The 24,564-nt window shown below is 69.0% G+C and carries 24 protein-coding genes, 1 tRNA gene and 1 pseudogene; 18 read left to right on the forward strand and 8 right to left on the reverse strand.

Going from position 1 to position 24,564, the window contains the following annotated elements:
• Positions 1 to 145 precede the first annotated feature (145 nt).
• A complete protein-coding gene (locus IF55_RS32530) occupies positions 146 to 1,357 on the forward strand; it encodes a Shedu anti-phage system protein SduA domain-containing protein (protein WP_078645643.1) in 1,212 nt (403 codons plus the stop codon).
• Positions 1,358 to 1,495: 138 nt separating this feature from the next.
• Here the strand turns inward: IF55_RS32530 and IF55_RS32535 are convergent, their stop codons facing one another.
• A complete protein-coding gene (locus IF55_RS32535; protein WP_078645645.1) occupies positions 1,496 to 2,542 on the reverse strand; it encodes an asparaginase in 1,047 nt (348 codons plus the stop codon).
• 523 nt (positions 2,543 to 3,065) lie between these two features.
• On the opposite strand from IF55_RS32535, the gene IF55_RS32540 reads away from it, so the two are divergent.
• From IF55_RS32540 to nhaC, 3 genes are all read left to right on the forward strand, one after another.
• Positions 3,066 to 3,812, forward strand: coding sequence for a GntR family transcriptional regulator (locus tag IF55_RS32540; protein WP_063764080.1), 747 nt, complete (start codon positions 3,066 to 3,068; stop codon positions 3,810 to 3,812).
• Complete coding sequence (locus IF55_RS32545; RefSeq protein WP_030893169.1) at positions 3,809 to 4,987, forward strand: DmpA family aminopeptidase; 1,179 nt, start codon at positions 3,809 to 3,811, stop codon at positions 4,985 to 4,987. The genes IF55_RS32540 and IF55_RS32545 overlap by 4 nt, the downstream gene beginning before the upstream one ends.
• A gap of 202 nt (positions 4,988 to 5,189) precedes the next feature.
• The gene (gene nhaC / locus IF55_RS32550; protein ID WP_048832958.1) at positions 5,190 to 6,671 is read left to right on the forward strand and encodes a Na+/H+ antiporter NhaC; all 1,482 of its coding nucleotides are present in this window, start codon (positions 5,190 to 5,192) and stop codon (positions 6,669 to 6,671) included.
• A 146-nt stretch (positions 6,672 to 6,817) separates the two neighbouring features.
• On the opposite strand, the gene IF55_RS32555 is transcribed toward nhaC, so the two are convergent.
• On the reverse strand, positions 6,818 to 8,050 hold the full coding sequence (locus IF55_RS32555; RefSeq protein WP_030893165.1) for a DUF4365 domain-containing protein: 1,233 nt from the start codon (positions 8,048 to 8,050) through the stop codon (positions 6,818 to 6,820).
• Positions 8,051 to 8,285: 235 nt separating this feature from the next.
• Positions 8,286 to 8,963 (reverse strand): hypothetical protein, encoded by a 678-nt coding sequence (locus IF55_RS32560; RefSeq protein ID WP_030893164.1) that lies wholly within the window; start codon positions 8,961 to 8,963, stop codon positions 8,286 to 8,288.
• Positions 8,964 to 9,272: 309 nt separating this feature from the next.
• On the opposite strand from IF55_RS32560, the gene IF55_RS32565 reads away from it, so the two are divergent.
• Together IF55_RS32565 and IF55_RS32570 are read left to right on the forward strand one after the other, a co-directional pair.
• On the forward strand, positions 9,273 to 11,345 hold the full coding sequence (locus tag IF55_RS32565; RefSeq protein ID WP_030893162.1) for a GNAT family N-acetyltransferase: 2,073 nt from the start codon (positions 9,273 to 9,275) through the stop codon (positions 11,343 to 11,345).
• A complete protein-coding gene (locus tag IF55_RS32570) occupies positions 11,342 to 11,821 on the forward strand; it encodes an ASCH domain-containing protein (RefSeq protein ID WP_245661596.1) in 480 nt (159 codons plus the stop codon). The genes IF55_RS32565 and IF55_RS32570 overlap by 4 nt, the downstream gene beginning before the upstream one ends.
• Positions 11,822 to 12,000: 179 nt before the next feature.
• Here the strand turns inward: IF55_RS32570 and IF55_RS32575 are convergent.
• Positions 12,001 to 12,074 (reverse strand) — tRNA-Gly (locus tag IF55_RS32575).
• 603 nt (positions 12,075 to 12,677) lie between these two features.
• On the opposite strand from IF55_RS32575, the gene dcd reads away from it, so the two are divergent.
• The 4 genes from dcd to IF55_RS32595 all read left to right on the forward strand — a co-directional run bounded on the left by dcd (position 12,678) and on the right by IF55_RS32595 (position 15,695).
• Complete coding sequence (gene dcd, locus IF55_RS32580) at positions 12,678 to 13,253, forward strand: dCTP deaminase (RefSeq protein ID WP_030893157.1); 576 nt, start codon at positions 12,678 to 12,680, stop codon at positions 13,251 to 13,253.
• 75 nt (positions 13,254 to 13,328) lie between these two features.
• Positions 13,329 to 13,838, forward strand: a complete 510-nt coding sequence (locus IF55_RS32585) for a phosphoribosyltransferase (protein ID WP_030893155.1) — start codon at positions 13,329 to 13,331, stop codon at positions 13,836 to 13,838.
• Between the two features lie 341 nt (positions 13,839 to 14,179).
• Positions 14,180 to 15,190: an aldo/keto reductase gene (locus tag IF55_RS32590; protein ID WP_048832959.1), complete on the forward strand. Its 1,011-nt coding sequence runs from the start codon at positions 14,180 to 14,182 to the stop codon at positions 15,188 to 15,190.
• A gap of 82 nt (positions 15,191 to 15,272) precedes the next feature.
• Positions 15,273 to 15,695, forward strand: coding sequence for an SRPBCC family protein (locus tag IF55_RS32595; protein ID WP_030889173.1), 423 nt, complete (start codon positions 15,273 to 15,275; stop codon positions 15,693 to 15,695).
• A gap of 225 nt (positions 15,696 to 15,920) precedes the next feature.
• Here IF55_RS32595 and IF55_RS37890 read toward each other — a convergent pair whose 3' ends face one another.
• Complete coding sequence (locus IF55_RS37890; RefSeq protein WP_245661598.1) at positions 15,921 to 17,087, reverse strand: Yip1 family protein; 1,167 nt, start codon at positions 17,085 to 17,087, stop codon at positions 15,921 to 15,923.
• Positions 17,088 to 17,191: 104 nt separating this feature from the next.
• Positions 17,192 to 17,680, reverse strand: a complete 489-nt coding sequence (locus IF55_RS32605) for an ATP-binding protein (protein WP_037966618.1) — start codon at positions 17,678 to 17,680, stop codon at positions 17,192 to 17,194.
• Between the two features lie 239 nt (positions 17,681 to 17,919).
• Here IF55_RS32605 and IF55_RS32610 point away from each other — a divergent pair, with 239 nt between their 5' ends.
• The 6 genes from IF55_RS32610 to IF55_RS38975 all read left to right on the forward strand — a co-directional run bounded on the left by IF55_RS32610 (position 17,920) and on the right by IF55_RS38975 (position 20,942).
• Positions 17,920 to 18,771, forward strand: coding sequence for a helix-turn-helix domain-containing protein (locus IF55_RS32610; protein WP_030889166.1), 852 nt, complete (start codon positions 17,920 to 17,922; stop codon positions 18,769 to 18,771).
• A gap of 11 nt (positions 18,772 to 18,782) precedes the next feature.
• The gene (locus tag IF55_RS37895) at positions 18,783 to 18,983 is read left to right on the forward strand and encodes a DUF397 domain-containing protein (protein WP_078645647.1); all 201 of its coding nucleotides are present in this window, start codon (positions 18,783 to 18,785) and stop codon (positions 18,981 to 18,983) included.
• Between the two features lie 27 nt (positions 18,984 to 19,010).
• Entirely contained in the window at positions 19,011 to 19,217 is a 207-nt protein-coding gene (locus IF55_RS32615) for a DUF397 domain-containing protein (protein WP_030889163.1), read from the forward strand.
• Positions 19,218 to 19,432: 215 nt separating this feature from the next.
• A complete protein-coding gene (locus tag IF55_RS38965; RefSeq protein ID WP_157854533.1) occupies positions 19,433 to 19,576 on the forward strand; it encodes a lasso RiPP family leader peptide-containing protein in 144 nt (47 codons plus the stop codon).
• A 344-nt stretch (positions 19,577 to 19,920) separates the two neighbouring features.
• Positions 19,921 to 20,064, forward strand: coding sequence for a lasso RiPP family leader peptide-containing protein (locus IF55_RS38970; RefSeq protein ID WP_106980520.1), 144 nt, complete (start codon positions 19,921 to 19,923; stop codon positions 20,062 to 20,064).
• Positions 20,065 to 20,804: 740 nt separating this feature from the next.
• Positions 20,805 to 20,942: a lasso RiPP family leader peptide-containing protein gene (locus IF55_RS38975; RefSeq protein ID WP_106980521.1), complete on the forward strand. Its 138-nt coding sequence runs from the start codon at positions 20,805 to 20,807 to the stop codon at positions 20,940 to 20,942.
• A 231-nt stretch (positions 20,943 to 21,173) separates the two neighbouring features.
• Here the strand turns inward: IF55_RS38975 and IF55_RS41015 are convergent.
• Positions 21,174 to 21,314 (reverse strand): annotated as a pseudogene (locus IF55_RS41015) (helix-turn-helix domain-containing protein); the annotation flags it as partial.
• A gap of 303 nt (positions 21,315 to 21,617) precedes the next feature.
• A complete protein-coding gene (locus tag IF55_RS32620) occupies positions 21,618 to 22,178 on the reverse strand; it encodes a hypothetical protein (protein WP_030889160.1) in 561 nt (186 codons plus the stop codon).
• Positions 22,179 to 22,664: 486 nt separating this feature from the next.
• Between IF55_RS32620 and IF55_RS32625 the strand changes: the two genes are divergently transcribed.
• On the forward strand, positions 22,665 to 23,378 hold the full coding sequence (locus tag IF55_RS32625) for a tRNA-dependent cyclodipeptide synthase (RefSeq protein ID WP_030889157.1): 714 nt from the start codon (positions 22,665 to 22,667) through the stop codon (positions 23,376 to 23,378).
• 264 nt (positions 23,379 to 23,642) lie between these two features.
• The gene (locus tag IF55_RS32630; protein WP_211270074.1) at positions 23,643 to 24,533 is read left to right on the forward strand and encodes a hypothetical protein; all 891 of its coding nucleotides are present in this window, start codon (positions 23,643 to 23,645) and stop codon (positions 24,531 to 24,533) included.
• Positions 24,534 to 24,564: the final 31 nt, after the last annotated feature.

The raw sequence follows: 24,564 nt of genomic DNA on the forward strand, positions 1-24,564 counted from the left end.
TGCGCATCGGTCAGTTCATGTCGTCGCACCATGCCCGACGCCTGCCCGGGCCGAGACCTGATCCACCCCGCCCGACAAGAGCCATCAGAAACGACCTAGGCGGGTCCAGAACACCCTTGCCCGTTCCCTCGGTCAGACTCGCCGTATGACCGTTAGAGCAGACTTCTCTTTAGATATGCAACTCAAGCATGTATTGGATGCGGCCGTCGATCCGGACGTGAGGGAAGCCCTCGCGGCGGCGCGGAGATACATGAACAGCGGCAGTAGAGCGCATCGCAGGGGAGGGAAGGCCCTGATCCAGATGCTGGAAGCGATTCGCCGAAGTGCGGCAGACGTTGGCGAGTGGCAGGTCGTCCGTCTGGTCCAAGACTCTTTGGACTACGCCGAGGGGCGCATTCTCCAGCCGGACCTTAATGACCGGTATCGCCTGTTCCAAGATGGTGTACGCAATACGAACTTGCGGAATGGTGCTAGCGAACTGCTATGTCACCAGTTCGGGCGCCTCGCGGAAGCGAGCCGTGAGTATGCGGAAGAGCACCCCGACGCCGACGTAGGCGATCTGATTGCGTACTTCGGATCGCTATCCGAGGACGCGCGGTATCTGGACGCGCCGGAGGACCGCCCAGGCCGGTATCGCGTTCTCCGTGGGCGGGCCGAGATCGCGGTGTGGCTGGAGCGCGTGCTGCGGGAACGGATCGACATCGAGGACCCGGCGGAGGCTGCTCGCCGGATTGTCGCCTCGCCGGAAGCTGTCGCTCTCCTTGCCGCCGACACGGAGGGGGAGATGGTTCTCAGAGCGAAGGAGCTGCAACGGCGATCGTCCGGCCTGGCGGCTTTGCGCAAGGTTGTGGAGGACGCCACGGCTTCCGAATACGCGCTTCAGCGTGCCTTGGAGGGGCAGCACTGGATCTTCGGCGGGCGGTTCGTTGGAGAAGCAACTCAACGCAGGCTGGTGCCGGGGAACGAGGTGGACATTCCCTTGATCCGTGGCGACGGCGCGTTGCACGTGGTCGAACTGAAGCGCGCCGCCAGCCTGGCCGGGCATCTGGTGAAGAAATATCGCGGGTCTTGGGTACCCACCTCTGAAGTGCACAACGCCGTCGGCCAAGCGGTGAATTACTTGGTCGGCTTGGACGAGAACCGTCACCGGCTCCGCGAAGAGCTTGGTATCGAAACGCGCCGGGCCAGTGCGATGGTGCTGATCGGACACCCCTCGGTACAGCCCTCGGTGCCGGAGGAGGCGATCAACGAGGCACTTCGCACTCTCAATACCCATGTGAATCGAGTTGAGGTGCTCACCTACAAGGAGCTCGTCGACAACGCCGAGCGTTCCCTGGGCAGGGCGTCCTCGGCGTAGTGCTGAGCCGCTCCCCCCGACCGCGAAGAATCCTCGGTGAGGGGAGTTCGGGTTCGCCGGGCGCGAGTGACGGAGTGCTTCCTGTGCATGTCCTCGCCCGCGCCCGTGCCGTCGGGGCGGCGGCCTTCGTAGGGGCGGTCAGGGCGCGGGTGTGGGGTGGGCCAGGGCTGCTGAGGGGCGTACGGCGCCTACGGGTTGGCCGTGGCCGAGGACGGGGGCCGTGGTGAGGGCGGAGAGGCGGGTGTCGGTGGCTACGGGGACGCCGATGTGGCGCAGGGCCGCTGTCATGACGACGGGGCGGGGGCGCTGCGAGCCGTCGGCGATCTTGAGGGCGATGGCGGAGCCGTCGGGGAGGGCCAGGGCGTAGACGCCCTCGGCACCGTCCTTGGCGACGGCGCCGGGTATGGCCTGCATGAGGGTGGTGACGTCGCGGCCGGTCCCGCCGACGTACTCGGGGTGGGCGTTCATGGCGGCGGCCACCCGCGCCTCGTGGCTGCCCGCGGGGGCCGTCGCGATCTTGGCGAAGGCGCGCGCCAGACCGGTGAGCGTGAGCGCGAACAGCGGCGCGCCGCAGCCGTCGACGCCGACCGACGTCGACTTCTCCCCGGCCAGGTCCTCCAGCGTCGCGCGCAGGGCGAGTTGGAGGGGGTGCTCGGGGTCGAGATAGTTCTCCACGGACCACCCCGCCGCCACGCACGTGGCCAGCATCGCGGCGTGCTTGCCCGAGCAGTTCATGGTGATGCGGCTCGGCCCGAGCCCCGCCGCCAGGTGCGCGGGCTGCGACTCGGCGCCGATGGGCAGCGCGGCCGTGCACTGCAGGGCGTCCTCCGTCAGGCCCGCGCCCGCGAGGATGCGCCGTACGCCGTCGAGGTGGAACGCCTCGCCGGAGTGGCTCGCGCAGGCGAGCGCGAGGAGTTCGCCGTCGAGGTCGAGCCCCGCGCGGAGCATGCCGACGCTCTGGAGCGGCTTGTTGGACGACCGCGGGTACATGGGGACATCGACCGGGCCGGCCGTCAGTACGGCCTTGCCGTCGGCGTCGAGGCACACGACCGATCCGTGGTGCACGGACTCCAGGAAGTCGCCGCGCCACACCTCCGCGAGCACGGGGTAGGCGAGCTCCGCCGCCCGTGAGGGGGGTGCGGCGGAGTCCTCGGGTGCCGCGGTGTCTGCGTCTGCGGTGGTCATGGTCGTCCTCGTCCCTTCGGTCGTCGGCGCGGGGCGAGCCAAGGTTCCCGCGCCCGTCGAACTGTCGACAGTTATCAGTTTTCCGCGCCCCTGTCGACGGGTCGACCACGATGAAAGACGGTCGCCGATAACCGTTGACATCCGGCCCGTCCCGCCTGTCCACTGTCGTCTGTCACCACCTCTTTGTGGTGACTGTCGACAGTTCGGGACTGTCGGCGGCTCGGTGACTGGCGGCGGTTTGGTGACTGGCGGCGGTTCGGTGGCCGTCGGCGGTTCGGTGACTGCCGGCGGCTCAGTGGCCGTCGGCGGTTCGGTGACTGCCGGCGGTTCGGTGGCTGGTGACAGTGCGCTGACTGGCGGCGGTTCGGTGACCGTCGACGGTTCGTGACGCGCGCCGGCTCAGTGCCGCGGTGCCGTGGTACCGCGTGCGTTTCGACGGCGGCGCGCGCGTCAGCCGAGCACCGCACCGCGAGCCGAGCACCCCGCACCGGCCCGCCCGGCCCCTCGCCCCTGGGAGGTTTCCATGACCGGCCTGGTCCACCGCGGCTTGGCGGGACAAGTCGTGGAGATGCTGCGCGAGCAGATCCTCACCGGCGTGCTCCCGCCCGGCACCCGCCTCAACGAGGTCGAGATCGCCCGCGACCTGGGCATCAGCCGGGGCCCGTTGCGCGAGGCCATCGGGCAGCTCGTGAGCGACGGCCTGCTCGTCCACGTGCCCAACAAGGGCGCCGCCGTGTTCGCCGCCCGCCCCGAGGACGTCGCGGCGCTCTTCGAACTGCGCGCGGCCCTCGAATGCGCCGCGGCCCGCATGGCCGCCCAGCGCCGTCGGCCGCAGGAGGTCACCCGCCTGCGCAGGGTGTGCGAACGCTCCCGCAAGGCCCGCGAGGCGGGGCGCAAGCTGCTGTACGACCTGGACCTGGACTTCCACCGCGCGCTGATGGAAGCCGCGCACAGCCCGCGCATCGCCGAACAGGTGTGGCTGGTGCAACAGCAGGTGATCGTGTTGCGCAGCGGCCTCACCTCGCGGACCTCTCACACGGAGACCTCGCTCGCCGACCACGAGGCGATGGCGGAGGCGGTCGCCGCCGGCGACGCCGATCTCGCGGCCAGCTTGATGGAGGCCCACCTCGGCCTCGTGGAAACCCAACTGCTGCATTCCATGCAGTCCGAGCAGTCGAGCCAGTCCGAGCAGCCCGAAGCCCGAGGCGGAGGGGCGCCGGAGGCGCGGCGTACGGAACGCACCGAAACCACGGAACGTACCGCACCATGACCAGCACGCCCCGCCCCCGCCCCCAGTCCCAGCCCCGCCCCCGCGACCTGGGCATCGCCCCCGGCACCCTGCCCCCCGGCCCCTCGAACTCCCTCACCGACGTGCCCGGCGTCCGCGTCGGCCACGTCACGCTCGACCACCACGACGCCGAGACGCCCGTACGTACCGGGGCCACCGTCGTCGTCCCGGCGCCCGGCTCCGTCTTCCGGGAGAAGCCGGTCGCGGGCCTGGAGGTCGTCAACGGGTTCGGGAAGGCGGCCGGCCTGAGCCAGATCGCCGAACTGGGCGTGCTGGAGACGCCGTTGGCGCTCACGAACACGCTCGGCGTCGGCGCCGCCTTCGAGGGGCTGGTCCGGCACGCGCTGGACGGGCACCCGGAGATCGGCACCACCACGGGCACCGTCAACCCGGCGGTCTTCGAGTGCAACGACGGCTGGCTCAACGACATCCGCGGCCTGCACGTACGCCCGGAACACGTGCTCGACGCGCTGTCGGCCGCGTCCGACGGCCCGGTGCCGGAGGGGGCCGTGGGCGCGGGCACCGGCATGGTGGCCTTCGGCTGGAAGGCCGGCATCGGCACCAGCTCCCGCCTGATCGAGGCGGGCGAGGGCACAGGCGACGGCACCGGCGCCCGTTATACCGTGGGCGTCCTGGTCCTGGCCAACTTCGGCGTGGCCGAGGACCTGACCGTACTCGGCGTCCCGGTGGGCCGTACCCTCACCCCGCACCAGGCCAGGGAGCAGGCCGAGTTCGCGCGCGGCGCCGGGTCCTGCGTCGTCCTCATCGCCACGGACGCCCCGGCCGACGCCCGCCAGCTACGCCGGATGGCCAAACGGGCCACGGTCGGCCTGGCCCGTACCGGCGGGATCGTCCAGCACGGCAGCGGCGAGTACGCCCTCGCCTGGTCGACCACGCACCGCGTGCCGCACCGCCCGGCGGGCCCGGTACGCGCCGCCTCGGCCCTCGCCGAGGACGGCCCCCTGATCGACCGGTTCTTCCGGGCCGTCGCCGAAGCCACCGAAGAGGCCGTACTCGGCTCGCTGTTCGCGGCCCGCCCGGTGACCGGCGTACGAGGCCACCACGCACCCGCGCTCCCGGCGGAAACGGTGACCGGCCTCATCGGCGACGCGACACTCCGCGTACGCCCCGGGGCACCGGACCATCCCGCAACGTAGCCGCGCCCCTTCGCGACAAGGCGCAAGGCGCAAGACACAGGCACAAGAAGGCTGACAGGGCCGACAAGGCTCCACCCAGCCCGCAAAAAAACAACAAGACCCACAAAAACCACAGGACCCAAAGGGCCCCAGGAACGGCCGGCACCCCCCCGGCGTCCAGTTGGCCACCCCCTACCCTCCCTCATCCCGAAATGAGCGACTTATGCCAGAAACCGCTCCGGCCGAGGCGTCCCGGCGCAGGCCGACCTTCCTCCAGGCCCTCACCCCCGTCGTCGTGATGATCGCCCTCCTGGTCGTCGGAACGGTCTGGCTGGACATCGCCCCCGTCATCCTGCTGATCGTCGCCGGCTCGTTCGCCGGCGTCTTCGCCCTGCGGCTCGGCCTGACCTGGGAGCAGATGCTGGCCGGCATCTGCCGGAAGATCGACTCGACGATGCCGGCGCTCCTGATCCTGATATCCATCGGGATGCTCACCGGCACGTGGATGGTCAGCGGCACGATCCCGATGATGGTGGACCTCGGCCTCCGGGCGATCGATCCGCACTGGATCATTCCGGTGTCGTTCCTGATCACCGCCGTGGTCTCGACTCTCACCGGTACGTCGTGGGGCTCGGTCGGTACGGTCGGTGTGGCCCTCATCAGCGTGGCGGGCGGGCTGGGCGCCTCGCTGCCCATGACGGCGGGCGCGATCGTGGCGGGCGCGTACTTCGGCGACAAGATGTCCCCCCTGTCGGACACCACGAACCTGGCGCCGGTCGTGGCCGGCACCAACCTCTTCGCGCACATCCGGCACCTGCTCTACACGACGGTCCCGGCCGCGCTCGTCTCGCTGGCCATCTACTTCTTCCTCGGCCTGACGCAGCACACGGGCTCGGTCGAGCAGCCCGGCCACACGACGCAGGAACTCCTCGACTTCCTGGACAAGTCGTTCACGTTCAACCCGCTGCTGTTCCTGCCGCCGCTCGTGGTCCTGGCCGGCGCGGTGCTGCGCAAGCCGCCGCTGCCGACGATCATCCTGTCGTCCGTGGTCGCGGCGGTGCTCGGCGGCGTGGTGCAGGGCTTCTCCCTGAGCGACCTGAGTACGGCCGCGTCCTCCGGCTTCAGCGTCGACCTGCTCGCCTCCCACGGCGGCGACGGGCACACGGTCCCGGCCGCGGCGCAGACCCTGCTCAACCGCGGCGGGCTCGCCTCCATGACGAACGTCGTGCTGATCGGCCTCGCGGGCTTCGCCTTCGCGGGCATCATCACCGAGGCCGGCTGCATGGACGTACTGATGGCCCGGCTGCTGAAGCGCGTACGGCGCACCGGCGGCATCGTGCTGGCGACGGTGGGCTCGTCGGTCGGCGTGGCGCTGGCCACCGGCACCTCGTACCTGACCATCCTCATCCCCGGCGAGGGGTTCAAGCGCGTCTACGCCGAACACGGCCTCGACGCCAAGAACCTGTCCCGCACCCTGGAGGACTCCGGCACCGTGATGGTGCCGCTGCTCCCCTGGAGCGAGGCCGGTATGTACATGTCGACCGCCCTCGGCGTCGCCACCCTCTCGTACGCGCCCTACGCCTTCCTCTGCTACCTCGGCGCCGTCTTCGCCATCATCTGCGGCTACACCGGAATAGGCATAGCCCGCAGCAAACCAACCCCGACCCACCCCGCGGACACCCCGCCCGAGCCCGTACACCCGTAACCCGCGCCGCGTACTGCCGTGGCCCACGCGGGCCCGCGCCATGCCCACGAGCCCCCCCGTCAGCACCCTCACGGCACCCGAGCAGTAGCGACAAAGCGTTTGGTGAGCGTGCGCGGGGCCGCTTCTGCGATGACAAGCGTCCGGTCTCACGTCGAGCGGCCCTGAGACGTCGATGCCTCGGGCTCAGGGACGCGCCAGTCGATTCGGACTTGTTCGTCAAGAGGGAGCGAGGGACTACCGACGTAGATGCAACGGATCAGGTACATGACGGCCAGTCGGTACGCTTCCGGTTCGATGTCGTCGACTGCCGCCACCGTGGCGTGGCTCAGTTTGTTCACCTGACGGACGACGCGGGGCTCGGTTTCGAGAGAGCCCAGTTCTGCGACGATTTCCGGCTCCAGGTCGGTGTCTTCTCGCATGGCCAGAATTGAGCGCTGAAGGAGGTCCGGCTCGGACCCGAGGCGGTCGAGTATGCGGGCGAGCACGTACTCATGAATGACATTCGCCTCGATCCTCCCGTGCTCCTCCGTGCAGTTGGGACACCCTTCGCACTCGGCAGGTCTGATGAGGTCGTCCTCAGGGCCCTCGTCCGCCTGCAGTGTGGACATGAAGCACGCGGCCACCCACATGGTCTCGGTCCGGCTCAGGCCCAGTTCCTCAGCTGTCCACAGGTCGGAGTCCGGAAGGCCGAGGTCGTCGCCCTCCTCCGGGGCCGGAAGCGCGGAGCGCACCAGCGACTCCAGACTGACCCACACCGGATCCCAACTTTGGGCGCTGAGAAGCAGCGTCGCCACCGTGGCCCCGGGGGCCTTCCAAAAGATGAGGTCCTCGTCGTCCCCGTTGACGAAGTGCAGCACGTGGTCGCCCGGGTCGAATTCGGCCCCGGACATTTCGCCGAGGTGGGTAAGGACGGCCTGCCGGCCCCGGTAGCGCCCGACGTATTGGCGTGCCTGAGCGACAAAGGAACCCATGGTGATGTCGTCGAGCACTGCGTTGGGACTGACTCCGATGTATTTCGGTGGATTGAGCGGGCCCAGGCGGCGGAGCTGCTGGGTCGCGTTCGCCCAGTACAGGGCCGGGGTGGCCGGGTCATACACCACGCAGTAGACGGGGATGTTGCCGTCCGCCCAGGTATCACCATGCCGGTCGACGGGGACCGCGTAGCCATTTCCTCGACGCCAGCTGTCTCCGCCCTTGACCTGGACCTTGATCGTGTCGCTGGTGACGTCCCCGTTATCGGTGAAGGTGACATAGAAGTCCTCACCGAAGTCGTTCTGCCCGGATATCTCTTGAACGATGTGATCGTGCTCTTCGAGCAGCGTACGCAGTGCGTTGACCGCGGCCTGGCCCACGCGCCGCCCTCTGGCGATCTTCGGCATGCAAGTCTCTCCGGACGTTCCCCATCTGCATAGGCAGGCCGAGGCGGCACCGCCCTTCGTTACTCTGCACCACGCCTCTGACGTCGCACCTCGACGAGACCGGAACACAGCGAGCCCCGTGCACCCCGCCCTCGGCGCTTTCTGCTGATGCGACTGTGGGGCGCCCCTCAGGGGCGGCTCACTTGGCCCGTACGGCTGAATGCCCGTGATAGGTGAGGGGCGGACGCGAACAGTCTCAGGGACCGTCGAGCTTCACGCTGAGGCAGTTGTTCGAGTCCACGGCAATGCCCGTCGGGGTGGTGACGATGACGCCGTAATCGGGCCCGGCCAGGTCTCTCGCGGCGACGCAGTGCCAGCCGGCGTCGCCGCCGGTGAATTCGATCTGAATCGAGTCCCGGCGGTCGGCGGGGTTCTCTTCCTCGGGGTTTCCGGGCTGGATGTACGCCGCCTTCACGTCCTGAATGCGTCTGACCCAGGAAGGTACCCCGGCTCCATAACTGGGGACGACGGACGGCGTGGGGTCGCTGGAGCGAGAGGCGGGCGCGGAGGGAGGCGCCGCTTCCTCCGAGGCGGATGGGTCGACTTCCTCGAAGGGGTACAGGGATGCGGCTACCGACGGCACAGCTTGTGGGGTCGATGACGCGGCCTCGCCGTTGTCGTCGTCAGAGAGCCCGTAGAACAGGCCCAGGGCCAGTACGCCGGCTACGCCGAGGAGCAGCCCGGGCCGGGAAGTCCTCGGCTGGGGCTGGGGCGGCAGCTGGGTGAGCATGTCGGGCGGCACGGTCAACTCGCTGCCTGTGTTGAGCATGCGTATCTCGATATTGCCGTCGGATGCGTAGTGAATGACGTTGGCGCGGTTCCCCATGTACAGGACGATCGAGCCGATGGGGAATATCTGTCTCGCGGGCGTCAACGCGGAATCCTTTGCTGGAGGCCTGACCACTCGGTGGGAACGCCTGGCCCGCCCCGGTTCATGAGGCTGTGACGGGTGCGGAGATCCCGGCTCGGGCTATTGGACTGCTTGCACGGCCGCTGCCGTGAGCGCCATTCGGCCAAATGATCGGCGCCGGTGCCTGCTGCCGTACGCTCCTCCTCTCGCCCTGACCTTGATCGAGGGGCTTGGTCCAGGGCCTTTCCCTGTATGCGCTGATCCCTGTATGCACTGAGACCAGAGGTGACCTGCCCCAGTGGCCCAGTGGCAAGTTCTTCCGGAGGGGGACGCATGACGATCAAGATCGTGCCGGTGGCGGAGACGGATGCGGCGTTAGTCGATGCGGCCGTGGCCTTGGGCGACCGCTACACCAAGACGCTGGGGCTGCTCACACCGCCTGCGTACCGTAAACACGCGAGCGACGGTGGACTGCTCGTCGCGGTCGAGCAGGGCGAGGTCATCGGGTACGCGTTGTTCGGCCTGCCGAAGCGGAGGCCCCATGTGCGGCTGGCGCACCTGTGCGTCGCAGGGGAACACCGCGGTAAGGGGGTGGCGCGGCTGCTGGTGGAGGAGATCCGGCGTAGGCACCGGGACCGGCTGGGGATCAGAGCGAAGTGCCGTCGCGACTACGGGATCAGCGAGATGTGGACGAGCCTGGGGTTCGTTCCGCGAGGGGAGGTGCCTGGGCGCGGGCGCGACGGGGAGATCCTGGACGGCTGGTGGCTGGACCATGGCCACCTGGACCTGTTCGCGGGCATGGAGAGCGAAGCACTTCTGGTCGTCGCCGTGGACCATGGTGTCTTCGCCGACCTACGGGGCCGGGCGCCCAGAGGCGGAGCGGCGGAGTCGCAGGCGTTGGAGGCCGGCTGGCTGACAGATCTCCTCGAAGTCGCGGTCACACCGCAGTTGCTGTACGAGATCAGGGATATCGCCGACGCGGCCGAGCGCAGGCACCAGCGGGCCGCCTCGCAGGGGGTGCGACAGCTCACCCCAGACGCTGTGGCAGTGGGTGTTCGGCGTCGGGAGCTGCTGCAGGCGGCCGGGTCAGCCGCAGCCGCCGACGGCCTGCCGAGCGAACCTGAGCTGCTGCGCGGTGCGCAGTACGTGGCCGAGACCTCGTGTGCCGGCCTGCAGGTGCTTGCGACCCGGGACCCGGCTCTGCTGGAACTGGCCGACCCTGCCTGGAAGGTGGCCGGAGTCAAGATCGTCACGCCGTCGGTGGTGACGCTTCATGTGGACGAGTTGCGGCAGGCCCAGATGTACCGGCCGGCTGACCTCATGGGCACGGAGTTCCGCGCCGGAGAGCTGCCCGCCGGGTCGGAGGCCGAGCTCGTGGCGTTCTTCGACCAGTCGGGTGAGGACGACGGCTCGGGGTTCGCCCAACGGCTTCGGTCCTTGGCCGGCGACGCGGCCGTATGTCACCGGGAGTTGCTGCGGGATGGCGAAGGTCGTCCCGTTGCTCTTTACGCATGGGCCACGGACGGGCGGACGCTGACCGTGCCGGTCCTGCGCACTGCGGCGCATCCTCTGGAGGAGACGCTGGCGCGGCAGATGCTGTTCGCGTTGAAGCGGCTCGGAAGGGACTGCGGTGCTCAAGTCGTAAGCATCACCGATCCCTTCCCGTCACCCGCAGCCAAGGCTGCGGCAGGCGACGACGGCTTCTTCTCGCACGATGGCGGGCTGGCGGCCCTGCTGGTCGATGTCTGCGGGACGGCCCATGAGGTGGTGACCGTTGCCGGTCAGGCAGTCCGTGAACTGGGGCGGGATGAGGCTGCCACGCTCTCGGCCGGCATGCCGGCCGAGACAGCCGGCGTAGTCGAGCGGGCCTGGTGGCCGGCGAAGGTCATGGACTCGCTGATGCCGTCGTTCCTGGTGCCGATCGAGCCCCGGTGGTCGGCGGAACTGTTCAACGTGCCGGCGACGTTGCTGCCCCGCCCGGACGAGTTGGGGATCAGCAGAGAACACGTCTACTACCGTTCTTCCGGACGCCGCGGTGAGAGCGTCCCGGCTCGCTTGCTCTGGTACGTCAGCAAGGGCTCCTCCCGGGAAGCAGGCCAAATGGTCATCGGCTGCTCACGATTGGACGAGGTACTGATCGACACGCCGGATGCCCTGCACTCGAAATTCGAACACCTGGGCGTATATGGTCGGGAGCAGGTACGCGCTGTCGCTCGCGCCGGTACTTCGGGCCACGCGATGGCCTTGCGGTTCTCGGATACCGAGATCTTCCCGAGGCCGGTGCCACTGCCGCGATTGAACTCACTGGCCGGCAGCCTGGGACTACAGTTTTCGCTGATGTCGCTGTCGAAGATCAGCAACAAGTTGTTCCAGGCGGTATACGAAGAGGGACACCGAAGGACGTGAACGAACTGGACCGCGCGATGCTGCTGTCCGTACACCCCCGCTTCGCCACCGCGATCCTGGCGGGCAGCAAGACGGTCGAGGTGCGTCGCCAGCGCGTCGCCGCGCCACGTGGCACGACTGTCGTCCTCTATGCCACCTCCCCCACGATGGCCTTGGTGGGGCTGGCGCGCATCGCGGCGGTCAGCGTCGGTTCCCCCCGGGAGGTGTGGCGAGCTCATCGGAGTCGAACCGGCATCAGTCGCGGGGAGTTCGACGCATACATGAGCGGTGCCACTCAGGCCAGCGGACTCACCCTTGAAGCGCCCCAGCCTTTCGATGAGCCGGTGCCGCTCAGTGCCCTGCGCGCCGCCGGGACATTCCACCCGCCGCAGAGCTACCGGTATCTCCAGGGCGAAGCGCTACGGCAGGTGGCCGAAGCCTCACCGGCCACAGGCGCGCTTCTGCGCGGCATCCTGGGAGAGCCTGCCCTGGCGTAGGCCGGGGCACCGCCAGCGGCCGGCCCGCCGGTTTATCGACCTGGCCCGCCGGCCCTCCGCGTGCGGGCACGATGCGCGAACGGCGCACGAGTGGTGCGGAGGTGGTGCGCGACCCCGAATCGAACCGAAGCGGCCCGGACAACAAACAACCCCCGGGCCGCTGGCCCGGGGGTTTGTCGTGGAGCGGGTGACGAGAATCGAACTCGCGCTCTGAGCTTGGGAAGCTCATGTTCTACCATTAAACTACACCCGCGCGAAGCGACCGGATCGGTGCTTCGTACCGTCGCACACTGTACCCCATGGCTGCCCCTCGGCGCATTTGCCGTGGGGTTTTGTTGGTGTTGGGGGAGGGGGATGCGGCTGCGGGGTGCGGGAGTTGGGGCGTACGGTGTGGGCGCGGCGGTTGGTCGGAGTGCCGCGTGCGGGACCGTCTGGTCTATCCCCTAATGTGGCTTTTGTCTTTCACGTACATGGGGAAAGGGACTGGGACTCGATGGAGCGCACCGTCGTCCGTTGTGCCGAAGGGCACGTGTTCAGCACCGCTTCGTTCCCGATGCAGCACCTCAACGCCGGACGGATCGGCCCCGGGCGGCTTCTGCGCTGTCCGCGGTGCGCCCGGCTCCGGCACTCCGTGCCCATCGCCACCGAAGAGCGGTAGGCGGGGAGCGGCAGGCCAAGAGTTGTAGGCGAGGAGCCGTCGGCGAGGAGCGGCCGTCGGCGCATCGGCGGCCGGAGAGCGGCAGCCGGAGGTGTGGCGGTCGCGCAGCAGTGGGCGAGCAGCTATGAGCCGCGTCTGGGCGGCTCGCGGGCCCGGTCCGATTGGGCCGGGCCCGCGGCGTGCGCGTACCCTCGTGGGGTGCTTCTCTCAGACAAGGACATCCGGACCGAGATCGACAACGGCCGGGTGCGGATCGAACCGTACGACGAGTCGATGGTGCAGCCGTCGAGCATCGATGTGCGGCTCGACCGCTACTTCCGGGTGTTCGAGAACCACCGGTACCCGCACATCGACCCGTCCGTCGAGCAGCCGGATCTGACGCGCGAGGTCGTGCCGGAGGGGGACGAGGCGTTCATCCTGCACCCCGGCGAGTTCGTGCTCGCCTCGACGTACGAGGTCGTCACCCTCCCCGACGACGTCGCCTCCCGCCTCGAAGGCAAGTCCAGCCTCGGCCGCCTCGGCCTGCTGACGCACTCCACCGCGGGCTTCATCGACCCCGGCTTCTCCGGGCACGTCACCCTTGAGCTGTCGAACGTCGCCACCCTGCCGATAAAGCTGTGGCCCGGCATGAAGATCGGCCAGCTCTGCATGTTCCGGCTGACGTCGCCCACCGAATTCCCGTACGGCTCCGCCAAGTACGGTTCCCGGTACCAGGGGCAGCGCGGGCCCACGCCCTCCCGCTCCTTCCAGAATTTCCACCGCACCCAGGTCTGAGGGCCGCGAGCGCGGCAATCGCCACGGCCGCGAGCGCGGCAATCGCCGAGGAACAGGAACAGGTAGAGCACGGCAGTGAGTGACAAGCGCGAGAACCTTACGTATCCGCTCTTCGGCGAAGCCATCCGCGAGCTGGCCCAGACCATCGCCGACGACGGGTACGAGCCGGACATCATCCTGTCCATCGCGCGCGGCGGCCTCTTCGTCGCCGGCGGCCTCGGCTACGCCCTCGACGTCAAGAACCTGCACGTCATGAACGTCGAGTTCTACACCGGCGTCGGCGAGACCCTCGACCTCCCGGTCATGCTGCCGCCCGTCCCCAACGTCGTCGACCTCAGTCGCAAGAAGGTCCTCGTCGCCGACGATGTCGCCGACACCGGCAAGACCCTCAAGCTCGTCCACGACTTCTGCGCCGGCCACGTCGCCGATGTGCGCTGCGCCGTGATCTACGAGAAGCCGCAGTCCCTCGTGAAGTGCGAGTACGTCTGGAAGCGCACCGCGGACTGGATCAACTTCCCCTGGTCCGTACTTCCCCCCTGCCGCAAGTCCGGCACTCCGGTCACGCCTTCCAAGGACGCTCTGTAGGCAGCCCGCAGAGCCGCAGCCCGCAGCTCGCAGAGCCGCAGCGCATGTCCCTGTAGGGCGCGCCTCGCCGCTCGTACGTGCGTACGTACGGCTAACCGCCCCTGAACCCGCCCCCGGGTTCAGGGGCGGTCGTCGTTTCCGGGGAGCCCCCTTCTCCCCTTTGCCACCCCGCCGCCCCGGAGTGACGGTGGAGGTGTGACATACAGAACAGCCCGATACGGCGTGCGCGGCGCGGCCACGCGTTTGCATTAGCCAGCGTGTGCAATTATTGTCAATGCATGTAAGGCGCTTGCGCATCTATCTATGAGTGCGCGCGAACCTCCACCCGAAAGAGCACCCCCATGACGCTCAAGAACATCCTCCCCGGCCGCCTCGGTTTCGGCGCCGCCCCCCTCGGCAACATGTTCCGCGCGATCCCCGACGACGAGGCCCGCGCCACCGTCGAGGCCGCCTGGGACCAGGGCATCCGCTACTACGACACCGCCCCCGTCTACGGCGCCGGCCTCTCCGAGACGCGGCTCGGCGAAGCGCTCGCCGACAAGCCCCGCGACGAGTACGTCCTCTCCACCAAGGTCGGCCGCGTCGTCCTCGACGAGGTCGAGGAGGGCGAACCCGACTTCGGCGAGAAGGGCGGGATCTTCGAGCACGGCAACCCGAACAAGATCCTGCACGAGTGGACCGCCGACGCCACCGAGCGTTCCATCGAGGACAGCCTCAAGCGGCTCGGCACCGACCGCCTCGACATCGTCTGGGTCCACGACATCGCGCAGGACTTCCACGGCGACCTGTGGGTGCAGAAGTTCGAGGAGGCCCGTACGGGCGCGTTCCGCGTGCTGTCGCGCCTGCGCGACGAGGGCGTCATCCGGGCCTGGGGCCTGGGCGTCAACAAGACCGAGCCGATCGAGCTGACCCTCGCCCTCGACGAGCCGCAGCCCGACGGGTTCCTCCTCGCCGGCCGCTACACCCTCCTCGACCACGAGCACGCCTTCCAGCGCCTGCTGCCCATGGCCCAGGAGCAGGACGTCGACATGGTCGTCGGCGGCCCGTACAACTCCGGCGTCCTCGTCGGCGGCGCGCACTTCGAGTACCAGCAGGCCCCGCCGGAGGTCATCGAGCACGTCAAGAAGCTCAACACCCTCGTGGAGAAGCACGGCATCAGCATGAAGGCCGCCGCCCTGCAGTTCTCCCTGGCCCACCCGGTCACCGCCGCCGCCGTCGTCGGCGCCTCGCGCCCGAGCCGCATCGCCGAGGACGCCGCCGCCCTCGAAGAGCGCATCCCGGACGCGTTCTGGTCCGACCTGCGCGCCGCCGGCCTGGTCAGCCCCGCCGCCCCCCTCCCCAACGGCGCCTGACGCCCCCGGACGGCGCCTGGCGCCCGATCCCCCCGGGCCCCCGCCCGCCCCCTCCCCCCACGAAAGATCCAGGAGAAAGACCATGGCCTCGACCTCCGTCAGCCGTGTCGTCCCCGCCTCGCCCGACCGGGTGTGGCGCCTCATCGGCGGCTTCGACGCGCTGCCCGACTGGCTCCCGTACATCCCCGACAGCACTCCGCTCGAAGGCGGCCGGGTCCGCCGGCTCAGCAACCCGGACGGCGAGGTCATCGTCGAGCGCCTGGTGGATTTCAGCGAGTACGAGCGCCACTACAGCTACGCCATCCTCCAGGCCCCGTTCCCCGTCAATGGCTACGTCTCCACCATCCGCGTCCACGCCGTCCCCGGCCGCGACGATGTCGCGGAGGTCCAGTGGTCCGGCCGTTTCAACGCCGACGGCGCCAGCGACGAGGAGGTGGTCGAGCTCTTCACCGGCATCTACCGCGACGGCCTCGACGCCCTCCGCGAGCAACTGGCCGCGAGCTGAGGCCCGGCCGTCGCCCGTACGCCCGCCCCTGCTCGTACGCCGCCCCTGCCCGTACGCCCGCCCCCGCCCGTACACCCGCCCCGGCGCATACGGACCGGCCGAGCGGACGGCCGTACAAAAACGACGGCGCCGGGGGAGGTCTCCCTCCCGCCGGCGCCGTCGTCGCGTACGCGTCACCGCATGCGCATCACCTCGTACGCGCGCTCCGCTCACCCGCTCCGCGCGTCAGAACGTGCCCAGCTTGATGATCGTCAGCAGCGCGACCAACTGGATCGCCGACGCCGCCAGCGCCTTCGGCCACGGCAGATCGTGCGACTTGCTCACCATCGACGTGAACAGCGCCCCCGCCGCCAGCCACGTCGCCCACCCCAGCACCTGCACGAACGGGCTGTCGCCGCCCAGGAACATCGCGAACAGCAGCCGCGGCGCGTCCGTGATCGACATGATCAGCATCGACAGGCCCACCGTCGGCTGCCACGCCCCGTCGCCGCCGAGCTGCCGCGCCAGCGTGTGCGTCACCGCGCCCAGGATCAGGCTCGCGATGACGACGATCACGGCTGTGGTCAGCACCCACGGGATGCTGTTGGACAGCGTGGCGTTCAGCACGTCCTGCCGCGCCTTGTCGAAGCCGAAGACGGCGAGCAGGCCGTAGACGAAGGTGACCGTGATCGCGGTCGGCCACATCGTGTGGTCGCGCATCTGCCAGAAGGTCGCCGACGGCCGCAGCACGAGGCCGCTCAGCAGTTCCTTCCACGGCAGCTTCGGCCCGACGGGCGGCGGCGGTGCCTGCCCGGCGCGGTAGGTGTTGCCGCCGTCGTAGCCGTCGCCGCCGCCGTACCCGCCGTCGTCGTACGGACCGTCGTCGTACGGGCGGCCGTCGTACCCGCCGCCGTTGTACGGGCCCGGGCCCGGCCCCCGGTCGTACGAGCCGCCGCCGTACGAACCGTCGTTGTACGGGGCCCGCCCCCCGCCGTACGGGTCGTACGAACCGGGGCCCTCGCCCACGTTGAACTGCTGGGTATGGCCGGGGCTGTCCGCCTGGCCGCCTTGTCCCTGGCCGTGCCCGTAACGCGGGTCGTGGGGCGGGTTCGGGCCCGGCCCCGGCTGCCCCGGCCCTGGCTGTCCCGGCCCCTGCCCGTACGCCGTCGGCGGGCCGCCGAAGTACTCCGGCTCGCCGTGGCCCCGCGACTGCTGCCACTGCTGGCCCTGAGCTGGGCCTGGGCCGTGGCCCTGAGCGCCACCACCTCCTTGCCTGCCGTCGTACGGGCCCGGTTGCCGCCCGTGCGGCGGTTGCGCCGGGGGCGGGTACTGCTGCTGCTGCCCGGGGCGCTGCTGCCCTTGCTGCGCGGACTGGGAGTCATCCCGTCCGCGTCCGATCCTGAATCCAGCCACGCTTTCGAACGTACCCGTTCCGCCGAACCACGGTGCCGGGCCCGGGCGGCAGCCCCGGCATTGCTGCCGAGCTGTGACATCCCCTAAGGGACAATCCGGGGGGATTACGCGCTGGTCAGCCGCCTTGCCGCGACGGCGGCCAACGGTGGCCCGCCCAACAGCTCGCACCACACGTATTTGCCCTTGAACCCGAAGAACTCCTCCCCGAGGCTGTACCACCCCCAGTCGTCCGAGCACAGCGTCACGAGCTGGAGCCCGCGCCCCGTCTCGTCCTCCTCGCCGGCCTCGGGCACGGCGGCGAGGTCGACGACCGCCCGCACGCGCGGCGGCTGCGGATCGGTGTCCCACACCCCGATCCGCAGCTTCCCGTCCGACCACCACAGCCGCATCGACGCCGGTCCGTCGGTATGCCGCAGCGCGTTGGACAGCAGCTCGGTCGCGAGCAGTTCGGCCCGGTCGGTGAGGTGCGTGAGGTCGTGCAGGGCGAGAACCGCCCGCAGCGTCGCGCGGGCGACGGCCGCCGCGCGGTCGTCGTGCGGGACGTAGAGGGTGTAGTCCCAAGTCTCGTCTTCGTGAGCGGAGTTCGTCGTCATGCGGATTCTCCGTACGGTGGGGGGCACCGGATCACCGGCCCGCCGGGGCGCTGCGCTGGGCGCGTGGGGGTGGTGTGGTTCCGGCTTGTCGGCGCGCACTGTGTGAGTGGCGCGTTACGTACAGTAGGGCCTAAGGTTCTGCCGTCGCAAGCTTAAGCCCGCTGGTTCCCTCGTAGACGTGAATGGACCCAAGTGCCGGGAGCGCGGCAGACTTTGGTCAGCTACGAAGAAGGGAACGCATGCCGCCGAGGAGACAGCCCACCGCACGTCAGGAGCGCTTGGGTACGGAACTGCGAAAGCTGCGCGAGGCGGCAGGCATGACCGCGCGCGAGGCCGCGGGGCTGCTGGGGACCAACCCGATCCAGATGAGCCAGATGGAGTCCGGGCGGGCGGGAATCAGCGAGGAGCGCCTGCGCCGATTGGCATCCCACTATGCCTGTGCGGACGGTCAGTTGATCGATGCGTTGGCGGCGATGGCGACGGAGCGCGGGCGGGGGTGGTGGGAGGAGTACCGGGGCGTTCTGCCGCCGGCCTTCTTGGACTTGGCGGAGTTGGAACACCACGCCACCTTTCTCCGCGATCTCAACATCGTCCACGTTCCGGGAATTCTTCAGACGGAGAGCTACGCGCGGGCGGTGTTCTCGTACAACGTGCCAGAGCTGCCCGCTAGCGAACTTGAGCCACGGGTGGCGCACCGCATGCGAAGGCGCGTTGTCGTCGGTCGCGAATCGCCGACCGAGTTTGAGGCGGTGATCCATGAGGCCGCGCTGCGCATCAGAGTCGGAGATCGCCTGATCGCCCGCGATCAACTGAAGCACGTCCTCGACGAATCGGAACGGCCCAATGTGACGGTTCGAGTCATCCCCTTCGATGTGGACTGGTTCTCAGGAGCGTCGTCTTCAATGATTCATGCTGGCGGGGCTGTTCCTCAACTCGACACCGTCGTGCGAGATGCTCCGCATGGCACGGCGCACCTGGACGCCCAGTCCCAGATCGCCAGACTTCGGGTCCTGTTCCGTAAGGTGGAAGAAGCGTCCCTAAGCCCCGCGAAATCGCGGGACTTCATCTACTGTTTGATGCGAGAAGTGTGAAAGGCGTAGCGATGTCCGCTGGTCTCAACTGGCAGAAGTCCTCTTTCTCTGGCGGGGGAGACGGTAATAGCTGTGTCGAACTGGCCGCCGTTGATGGCGTGGTGTGGCTTCGAGAGAGCGATGCTCCCGGCGAAGTCATAACCGTTACGCCGGCCGTGCTTCACGCGCTCCTGCGGACTGTAAAGGCCAGCGGTTCAGGCCACCGAGTGTGAGACCAGAGAGCGGTGTGGGGTGAGGAAATGGCTGAGCACACGCACTGGCAGAAAACCTCCTTCTCCGGCGGCGGCGACGGAGCGAACTGCCTCCAACTGGCCGCCGCCCACGGAGTGGTGTGGCTCCGGGAAAGCGAAGCGCCCGGCGTCATGGTGACCGCTACGGCGAACGCCCTTCGGGCGCTCCTTCGGAGCGTGAAAACGGGGGAGTTTGGCTCCGGGAGCCTGAAGTGATTACCCTCCGCAATGGCCGGGCAGAGTCGCAACGCGACTGTGGCGGGGCGGGGGCCAGTGGGGGACGAGGCGCTCTGACGTGCTGAGTTTTGGGAGCTGGGGGTCACTCGTGGGCATGGAGTTCGCAGGGGGCACCTAGCATTCGGCAGGTGCGGCGTGTGTCACTTTCTGTAGTGGGTGGATTCGCCGCCCACGTGAATCGGAAGGTGAACGTGATGAGCGAGACGCTGCACATCGAAACCGCCGACGTCTACGAGCCCCCCGTGCTTGCCGAGGCCGGGGACTTCGCCGAACTCACCCAGGGCCGCGGCATCCGCTTCCCCGAGGGCAGTGGCGCCCGGTTCGGCTTGTCCCACTAACCGGACCGGTGCCGTAGCAGCCGCCGGTTGAGGCGCGGGCGTCGGTGTCCGGCCGCATGTGCGGTACGAGCCGGCGCCCGTCGTCTGTCCGGGGACGTGCTGGGCCCGAGGGGGCCGCCCGTACGCGAACCTCACATGATTACTCTCCGCAATTCCTGAGTGGAGGGGCTATGCGCTGGGGCGGGATGGGTGCGAGTGAGGGGCGGACCGCTCTGACGTGCTGAGTTTATGGGCTGGAGGTCACCCGTGGGCGTGGTGTTGGCGGGCGGGTCTAGTGCGTCGCGTGTGCGTCACTGTGTGTAGCGGTTGGAACTGCTGCCCGTATGGATCGGATGGTGACTGTGATGAGCGAGACGCTGCACATCGAATCCGCCGACGTCTACGAGACCCCCGTGCTGGCCGAGGCCGGCGACTTCGCCGAACTAACCCAGGGCTATGGGTACGGCGCCCCCGAGGGCAGTGGCACGCGGTACGGCGACGACTGGTGATCGCCAGGACGGTGCCGCAGTACGCGGGTTGAGGCGCGGGTGCCGGCGCCCGGCCGTACGTGCGATACGTGCGGTACGGGCCCGGCACCCGTCGCTTGTCCGGATCGGCCCCGGGCTGCGGCCACGTGCCGGCGCGACGCACGCCGCCCGCATGGATCGGAAGGTGACCGTGCGGACCGCTTGGCCACTTCGCCGACATGGCCTGGGCCGCCCTCGTAGGGTGAAGGCTGATCGGGGGGCAAGAAGGGCAGCAAGCTGCGTGTGCTGTCCGAGGGCCAGGGCATCCCGCTCGCCGTAGCGGTGTTCGCGGCGAACACGAACGACACCCTGGCGCTGAAGCCGATGATCTGCGGGATACCCGCGACTCGTTCCGGCGGTCCACGGCGGCGCCGACCGGTCAAACTCCGCGCGGACAAGGCGACTTCTCCCCCCACACACGCCTGGCCTGGCTCCGCCGGTGCGGCCTCGTCCCCCCGCCTTCTCGCCTTCCCCGGCCTCGCGGCAGCCCTGACCGGGAACCTCACGCGATTACTCTCCGCGATGCCGGGGTAGGGGCGCTGAGCGTTGAGGCGGGATGGGCGTGGGTGCGGGGTGGGCCGCTCTGACGTGCTGGGTTTATGGGTTGGGGTCACTCGTGGGCGTGATGTTGGCGGGCGGGTCTAGTGCGTCGAGGTGTCCGTATGCGTCACTTTCTGTAGCGGGCGGGCTTCGCCGCCCGCATGGATCGGAAGGTGAACGTGATGAGCGAGACGCTGCACATCGAATCCGCCGACGTCTACGAGACCCCCGTCCTGGTCGAGGCCGGCGACTTCGCCGAACTCACCCGGGGGGTCGGGGAGACCTGGCCCGAGGGCGGCGGCACCCGCAGGCTGTTCTGACGGCCGCGGTGGCGCCGCGGTAGCCGCCGGTTGAGGCGCGGCGCCGGTGTCCGGCCGTATGCGCGGTACGGGCCGGCGCCTGTCGCCTGCGCGGCGGCGAGTTACGCCCCGCGTCACCCGCTGCCTGGCGGGAGCGGGGGCCCCGGTTCGTACGGGATATTCAGGTGCGTCGGCTGAATACGGCGTCGAGCCGGTCGCAGGCTTCCTGAACGGTGTGAACGAGGCCGGGCGGCCGCAGCGTTGGCGGTCCTTCAGCCCGGGCTGGCCTTGTTCGGCGAACCGGCCACGCCAACGGCGCACGGTGTCCCAATGCAGCCCCGTCTCCCGGGCGATGTGCGCGTTGGAGCGACCGCGCGCGGCATGCAGGACCACCTGCGCGCACCCGCAGCCGGTGCCCGGTCCTGTGGCCGTAGGCCATCTTCTTCAACCGTGTGCGTTCGGCGGCACTGGGGGCTATCGGACAGGCGGTGCGGGCAGGCGGTACGGACAGGCATGGCAGGCGAACCGATCCGCTGAAGTGGATCACGGGCAACCCGCAGCCTGCCCCGCCCGCCGCAGCGAAGGAGCCCAAATGCCGTGGCCGGACGCGGACCGGGCGGGACGCGGCATGCCCACACCGCCGTCCTCCACCAAGTGCCCGTGCCTGAACCCGGATTACGGGAAGATGCGTCTCTTCTACGGGTCCTGTTCGGGTGCTGTGATCCCGAGGTCGACACGCATGAGATGGCGCATCTTCCAGAGGGGGGCCCACAGCTTGTTCATGCTCTCCCAGGCGGTTCCTAGAGTCTCTCCCTGCTCGGCCGTGCCTTTATCGAGCCGCATCAGCAGGCCGTAAAGATCGCCAAGATGGCGGTTTGCCGTGCTGGCCGCCGGCATCACGGTGTCGGGCAGCACCATCTGGGCCTCGGCGTGACGCAAACGGTGGTCGCGGCGTGCCCGGTCCAGCTCCGACCGCAGGTCCTCGCTCACCTCACCCCTCTCCAGGGCGTGGAGGACCTTCGTCATCACGTTGGCCACGTCGCGAGTACCGGCGCTGAGAGTGGCGTAGCACGTGCGCCGAGCCTCAAGCTGAGCCTGGCGAGTGGCGTACTCACGTTCGTCTTGCTGGAGTTGCCGTGCGTGCTCCAGCTCCCGGGCTCTGGCGCGGTCGGCTCTGCGCTGGGTGAGCAGGGCGGACGCGAGGGTGCCGCCGATGCCAAGGACCGCGACGATGATCTGGCTGGTTGAGCTGTCCAAACTGCCCCCGGTTCGATCGGCTCGCGGTGACTGTACCTGCTGCTGGACATTCCTCGTCAGGGGGCGCATCGGCAGCGGACAAGGGCCCTGGCCAGGTCGACGAAGGCGGAAAAGGCGCGGCTTTGTGACCGTAGCGGCCACGTTCACGAATCAGTCGTCGGCCGTCAACCCCCGAAGGATTTACGGAGCCGACCACTAAGGGCCGGCGCCTGTCTGAAGCCGCCCGGCGGCTTCCGTCGCGGGCTGCGGGCGTTCCAGCCGGGCGTACCAGGGGTTATGCGTTTTGGCTGTTCAGGTGGGGGTTACGTGTTCCAGCGTCCCTAACTTCCCTCGCGATGTGGCTAGTTGATCGCAAGATCGCGCAGGCTCGGTCCGGTTCTCCGTAGGGGGCAACTGACTACGACCGACTACGACCGACTACGACCACCGAGTACGGCCGGCTGCTATCGCGGCCGGTGAAATCCGCGAGGAATAGGGCGTGCGCGCATGACCACCACCACCCCAAAAACCGTTGAACAGACGGCGTTCGACGTTGCTCCGTACACCGACAACTGTGCGCGGATATATGAAGCCGCCGAACACGCTCTGATCGGACTCTCGCCCTTCAACAGCTATTACAAATCCGGCCTCATACGGTCGCTGACCGAATGGGCCGCGCGGCGGTTCGCCACGGTGGATGTGTTCATCCCCGGCGACGAGGCGATGCTCACGCTCACCGCGGCGGGGTGGGACCCCGGGCACGCCGAGCGACGGCTGCACCAGGCGCGCAAGAAGCTCCGGGGGCCGGCGCGCCAAGGGCTGCTGGCCGCGGGCATCGACCTGCCGGACCACTACTTGCACACCTGGACCGAACTGCTCGACCGCCCCGCCTACCGGCATCTGCGGGCGCAGGTCGGCCAGGGGTGCCGTACGGACCCGGGGCTGCGGCGGCCGGCCCGGGAACTCAGCCGGAAGGCCGTACGCGGGCTGACGGGGGACGAGCCCGACGACCGGCAGATCGATCACGCGCTGGACTACGTGGTAGCTGAAATGCCTTTTATGATCGACAGTCCGTCGATCTTCCATGTGAAGTCGTCGGTGTTCGTCTATCACCAGCCATTCGAGCTGGCGCACTGTCTGCTGGACGGGCGCGAGATCTCCTCCGTGGAGATCAATCCGGCACAGGGGTTCCTGGTCGTGCGGCCAAGTTCTGGTGAATGAGCGGGAGTTCGGAGTTCGGAGTTCGGAGAGGCTATGCCCGAGTGCTATCGGGGGATGGCAGTGGGCGTGCGGCGTGCGGGGCAGTAGCTTCGACGGGTGGCGGGCGGTGCGGCGCCCGTTTCCGCCCAACCCCCCCATACGTTGCTTCGAGACGAGGTCCTCGTGAGCCGTAGACACTCTCCCCGTCGTTCCCCCTGTCGTTCTCCCCACCGTTCGCCCCGCCTGCTGACCGCCTGTCTCGTCCTGGCCCTCGGGGCCGGCACCGTGGCCGCGGCCGGCCCCGCCGAGGCGACCGGGCGTAGCCTCCGGCCCGCCGCCGAGCCCTACTGCTACGGCGAACCGTCCCAGCCCACCGCCGACGTGAGCGACCTGAAGGCGGCCTTCAACTCCTCGAACTGGATGCGGACCCTCCAGGCCGTCTACAAGCGGCGCTGGCCCAGTGGGGAGGCGCTGGCGGTCGCGCAGGCGAAGGACAAGTACTGGGACCAGTTCGTGAACAAGCGGAGCTTCGAGGGGTTCGCCGAGTCGATGATGGTGGCGATCCACGAGGAGACCCACATGTGGGACCTCGACCCGTCCCGTACCAAGTGGGACGTGTCCATCGCGGCGTGGATCAACGGCGGGCAGCAGGCGCTGACGGTGCCGGTGCACGGCGGCTTCCCGCGCAAGGAGATCCTGCCGCTGATCAAGGACCGGCTCACCGCGTCCATGGACGACACGTACCTGCGGGACAGGACGCAGGGCGAATACCTCCTCCAGGGGGTGCTGGCGGAGCAGAACGCCGGGCTGACGGGGCTGCCGGCGGTGACGGTGGTTCAGGAGTACATCAAGGGGATCGGGGCCAGCAACGCCCGTGACATCGCCGCCACCAACCTGCGGTACCTGCTGCTCTACCTGCGCGTCGCCAAGGACCGGCACCCCGACTACTGGGCCAAGATCAAGGCCGAGCCGAAACTGCGCGACCTGGTCCTGACGCAGTTCCTGCGGACGGCCTACTGGATGGACAAGTCCGCGCCCTACACCGGGAAGCTGGGCAGCAAGGACGCCGACAAGATCCAGGCGACGAATTACGCGCCGGAGAACGTCGCCATCGTGGAGGAGTTCACCGGCCGCAAGGTGCGCGTGGACGCGCAGAAGCACTGCACCGCGGGCTGAGAGGCCGCCGCGGAGGTCACCGCAGAGGCCG

Origin of the sequence: Streptomyces varsoviensis (assembly GCF_000718635.1) — a bacterium.
GTDB lineage: Bacteria > Actinomycetota > Actinomycetes > Streptomycetales > Streptomycetaceae > Streptomyces > Streptomyces varsoviensis.

What these genes read in the sequence shown, in the direction of transcription:
- IF55_RS32530 (WP_078645643.1), top strand. Translation starts at nt 146, where the DNA reads ATGACCGTTAGAGCAGACTTCTCTTTAGATATGCAACTCAAGCATGTA.
- IF55_RS32535 (WP_078645645.1), bottom strand. Translation starts at nt 2,542, where the DNA reads ATGACCACCGCAGACGCAGACACCGCGGCACCCGAGGACTCCGCCGCA.
- IF55_RS32540 (WP_063764080.1), top strand. Translation starts at nt 3,066, where the DNA reads ATGACCGGCCTGGTCCACCGCGGCTTGGCGGGACAAGTCGTGGAGATG.
- IF55_RS32545 (WP_030893169.1), top strand. Translation starts at nt 3,809, where the DNA reads ATGACCAGCACGCCCCGCCCCCGCCCCCAGTCCCAGCCCCGCCCCCGC.
- nhaC (WP_048832958.1), top strand. Translation starts at nt 5,190, where the DNA reads ATGCCAGAAACCGCTCCGGCCGAGGCGTCCCGGCGCAGGCCGACCTTC.
- IF55_RS32555 (WP_030893165.1), bottom strand. Translation starts at nt 8,050, where the DNA reads ATGCCGAAGATCGCCAGAGGGCGGCGCGTGGGCCAGGCCGCGGTCAAC.
- IF55_RS32565 (WP_030893162.1), top strand. Translation starts at nt 9,273, where the DNA reads ATGACGATCAAGATCGTGCCGGTGGCGGAGACGGATGCGGCGTTAGTC.
- IF55_RS32590 (WP_048832959.1), top strand. Translation starts at nt 14,180, where the DNA reads ATGACGCTCAAGAACATCCTCCCCGGCCGCCTCGGTTTCGGCGCCGCC.
- IF55_RS32595 (WP_030889173.1), top strand. Translation starts at nt 15,273, where the DNA reads ATGGCCTCGACCTCCGTCAGCCGTGTCGTCCCCGCCTCGCCCGACCGG.
- IF55_RS32605 (WP_037966618.1), bottom strand. Translation starts at nt 17,680, where the DNA reads ATGACGACGAACTCCGCTCACGAAGACGAGACTTGGGACTACACCCTC.
- IF55_RS32610 (WP_030889166.1), top strand. Translation starts at nt 17,920, where the DNA reads ATGCCGCCGAGGAGACAGCCCACCGCACGTCAGGAGCGCTTGGGTACG.
- IF55_RS37895 (WP_078645647.1), top strand. Translation starts at nt 18,783, where the DNA reads ATGTCCGCTGGTCTCAACTGGCAGAAGTCCTCTTTCTCTGGCGGGGGA.
- IF55_RS32615 (WP_030889163.1), top strand. Translation starts at nt 19,011, where the DNA reads ATGGCTGAGCACACGCACTGGCAGAAAACCTCCTTCTCCGGCGGCGGC.
- IF55_RS38965 (WP_157854533.1), top strand. Translation starts at nt 19,433, where the DNA reads ATGAGCGAGACGCTGCACATCGAAACCGCCGACGTCTACGAGCCCCCC.
- IF55_RS38970 (WP_106980520.1), top strand. Translation starts at nt 19,921, where the DNA reads ATGAGCGAGACGCTGCACATCGAATCCGCCGACGTCTACGAGACCCCC.
- IF55_RS38975 (WP_106980521.1), top strand. Translation starts at nt 20,805, where the DNA reads ATGAGCGAGACGCTGCACATCGAATCCGCCGACGTCTACGAGACCCCC.
- IF55_RS32625 (WP_030889157.1), top strand. Translation starts at nt 22,665, where the DNA reads ATGACCACCACCACCCCAAAAACCGTTGAACAGACGGCGTTCGACGTT.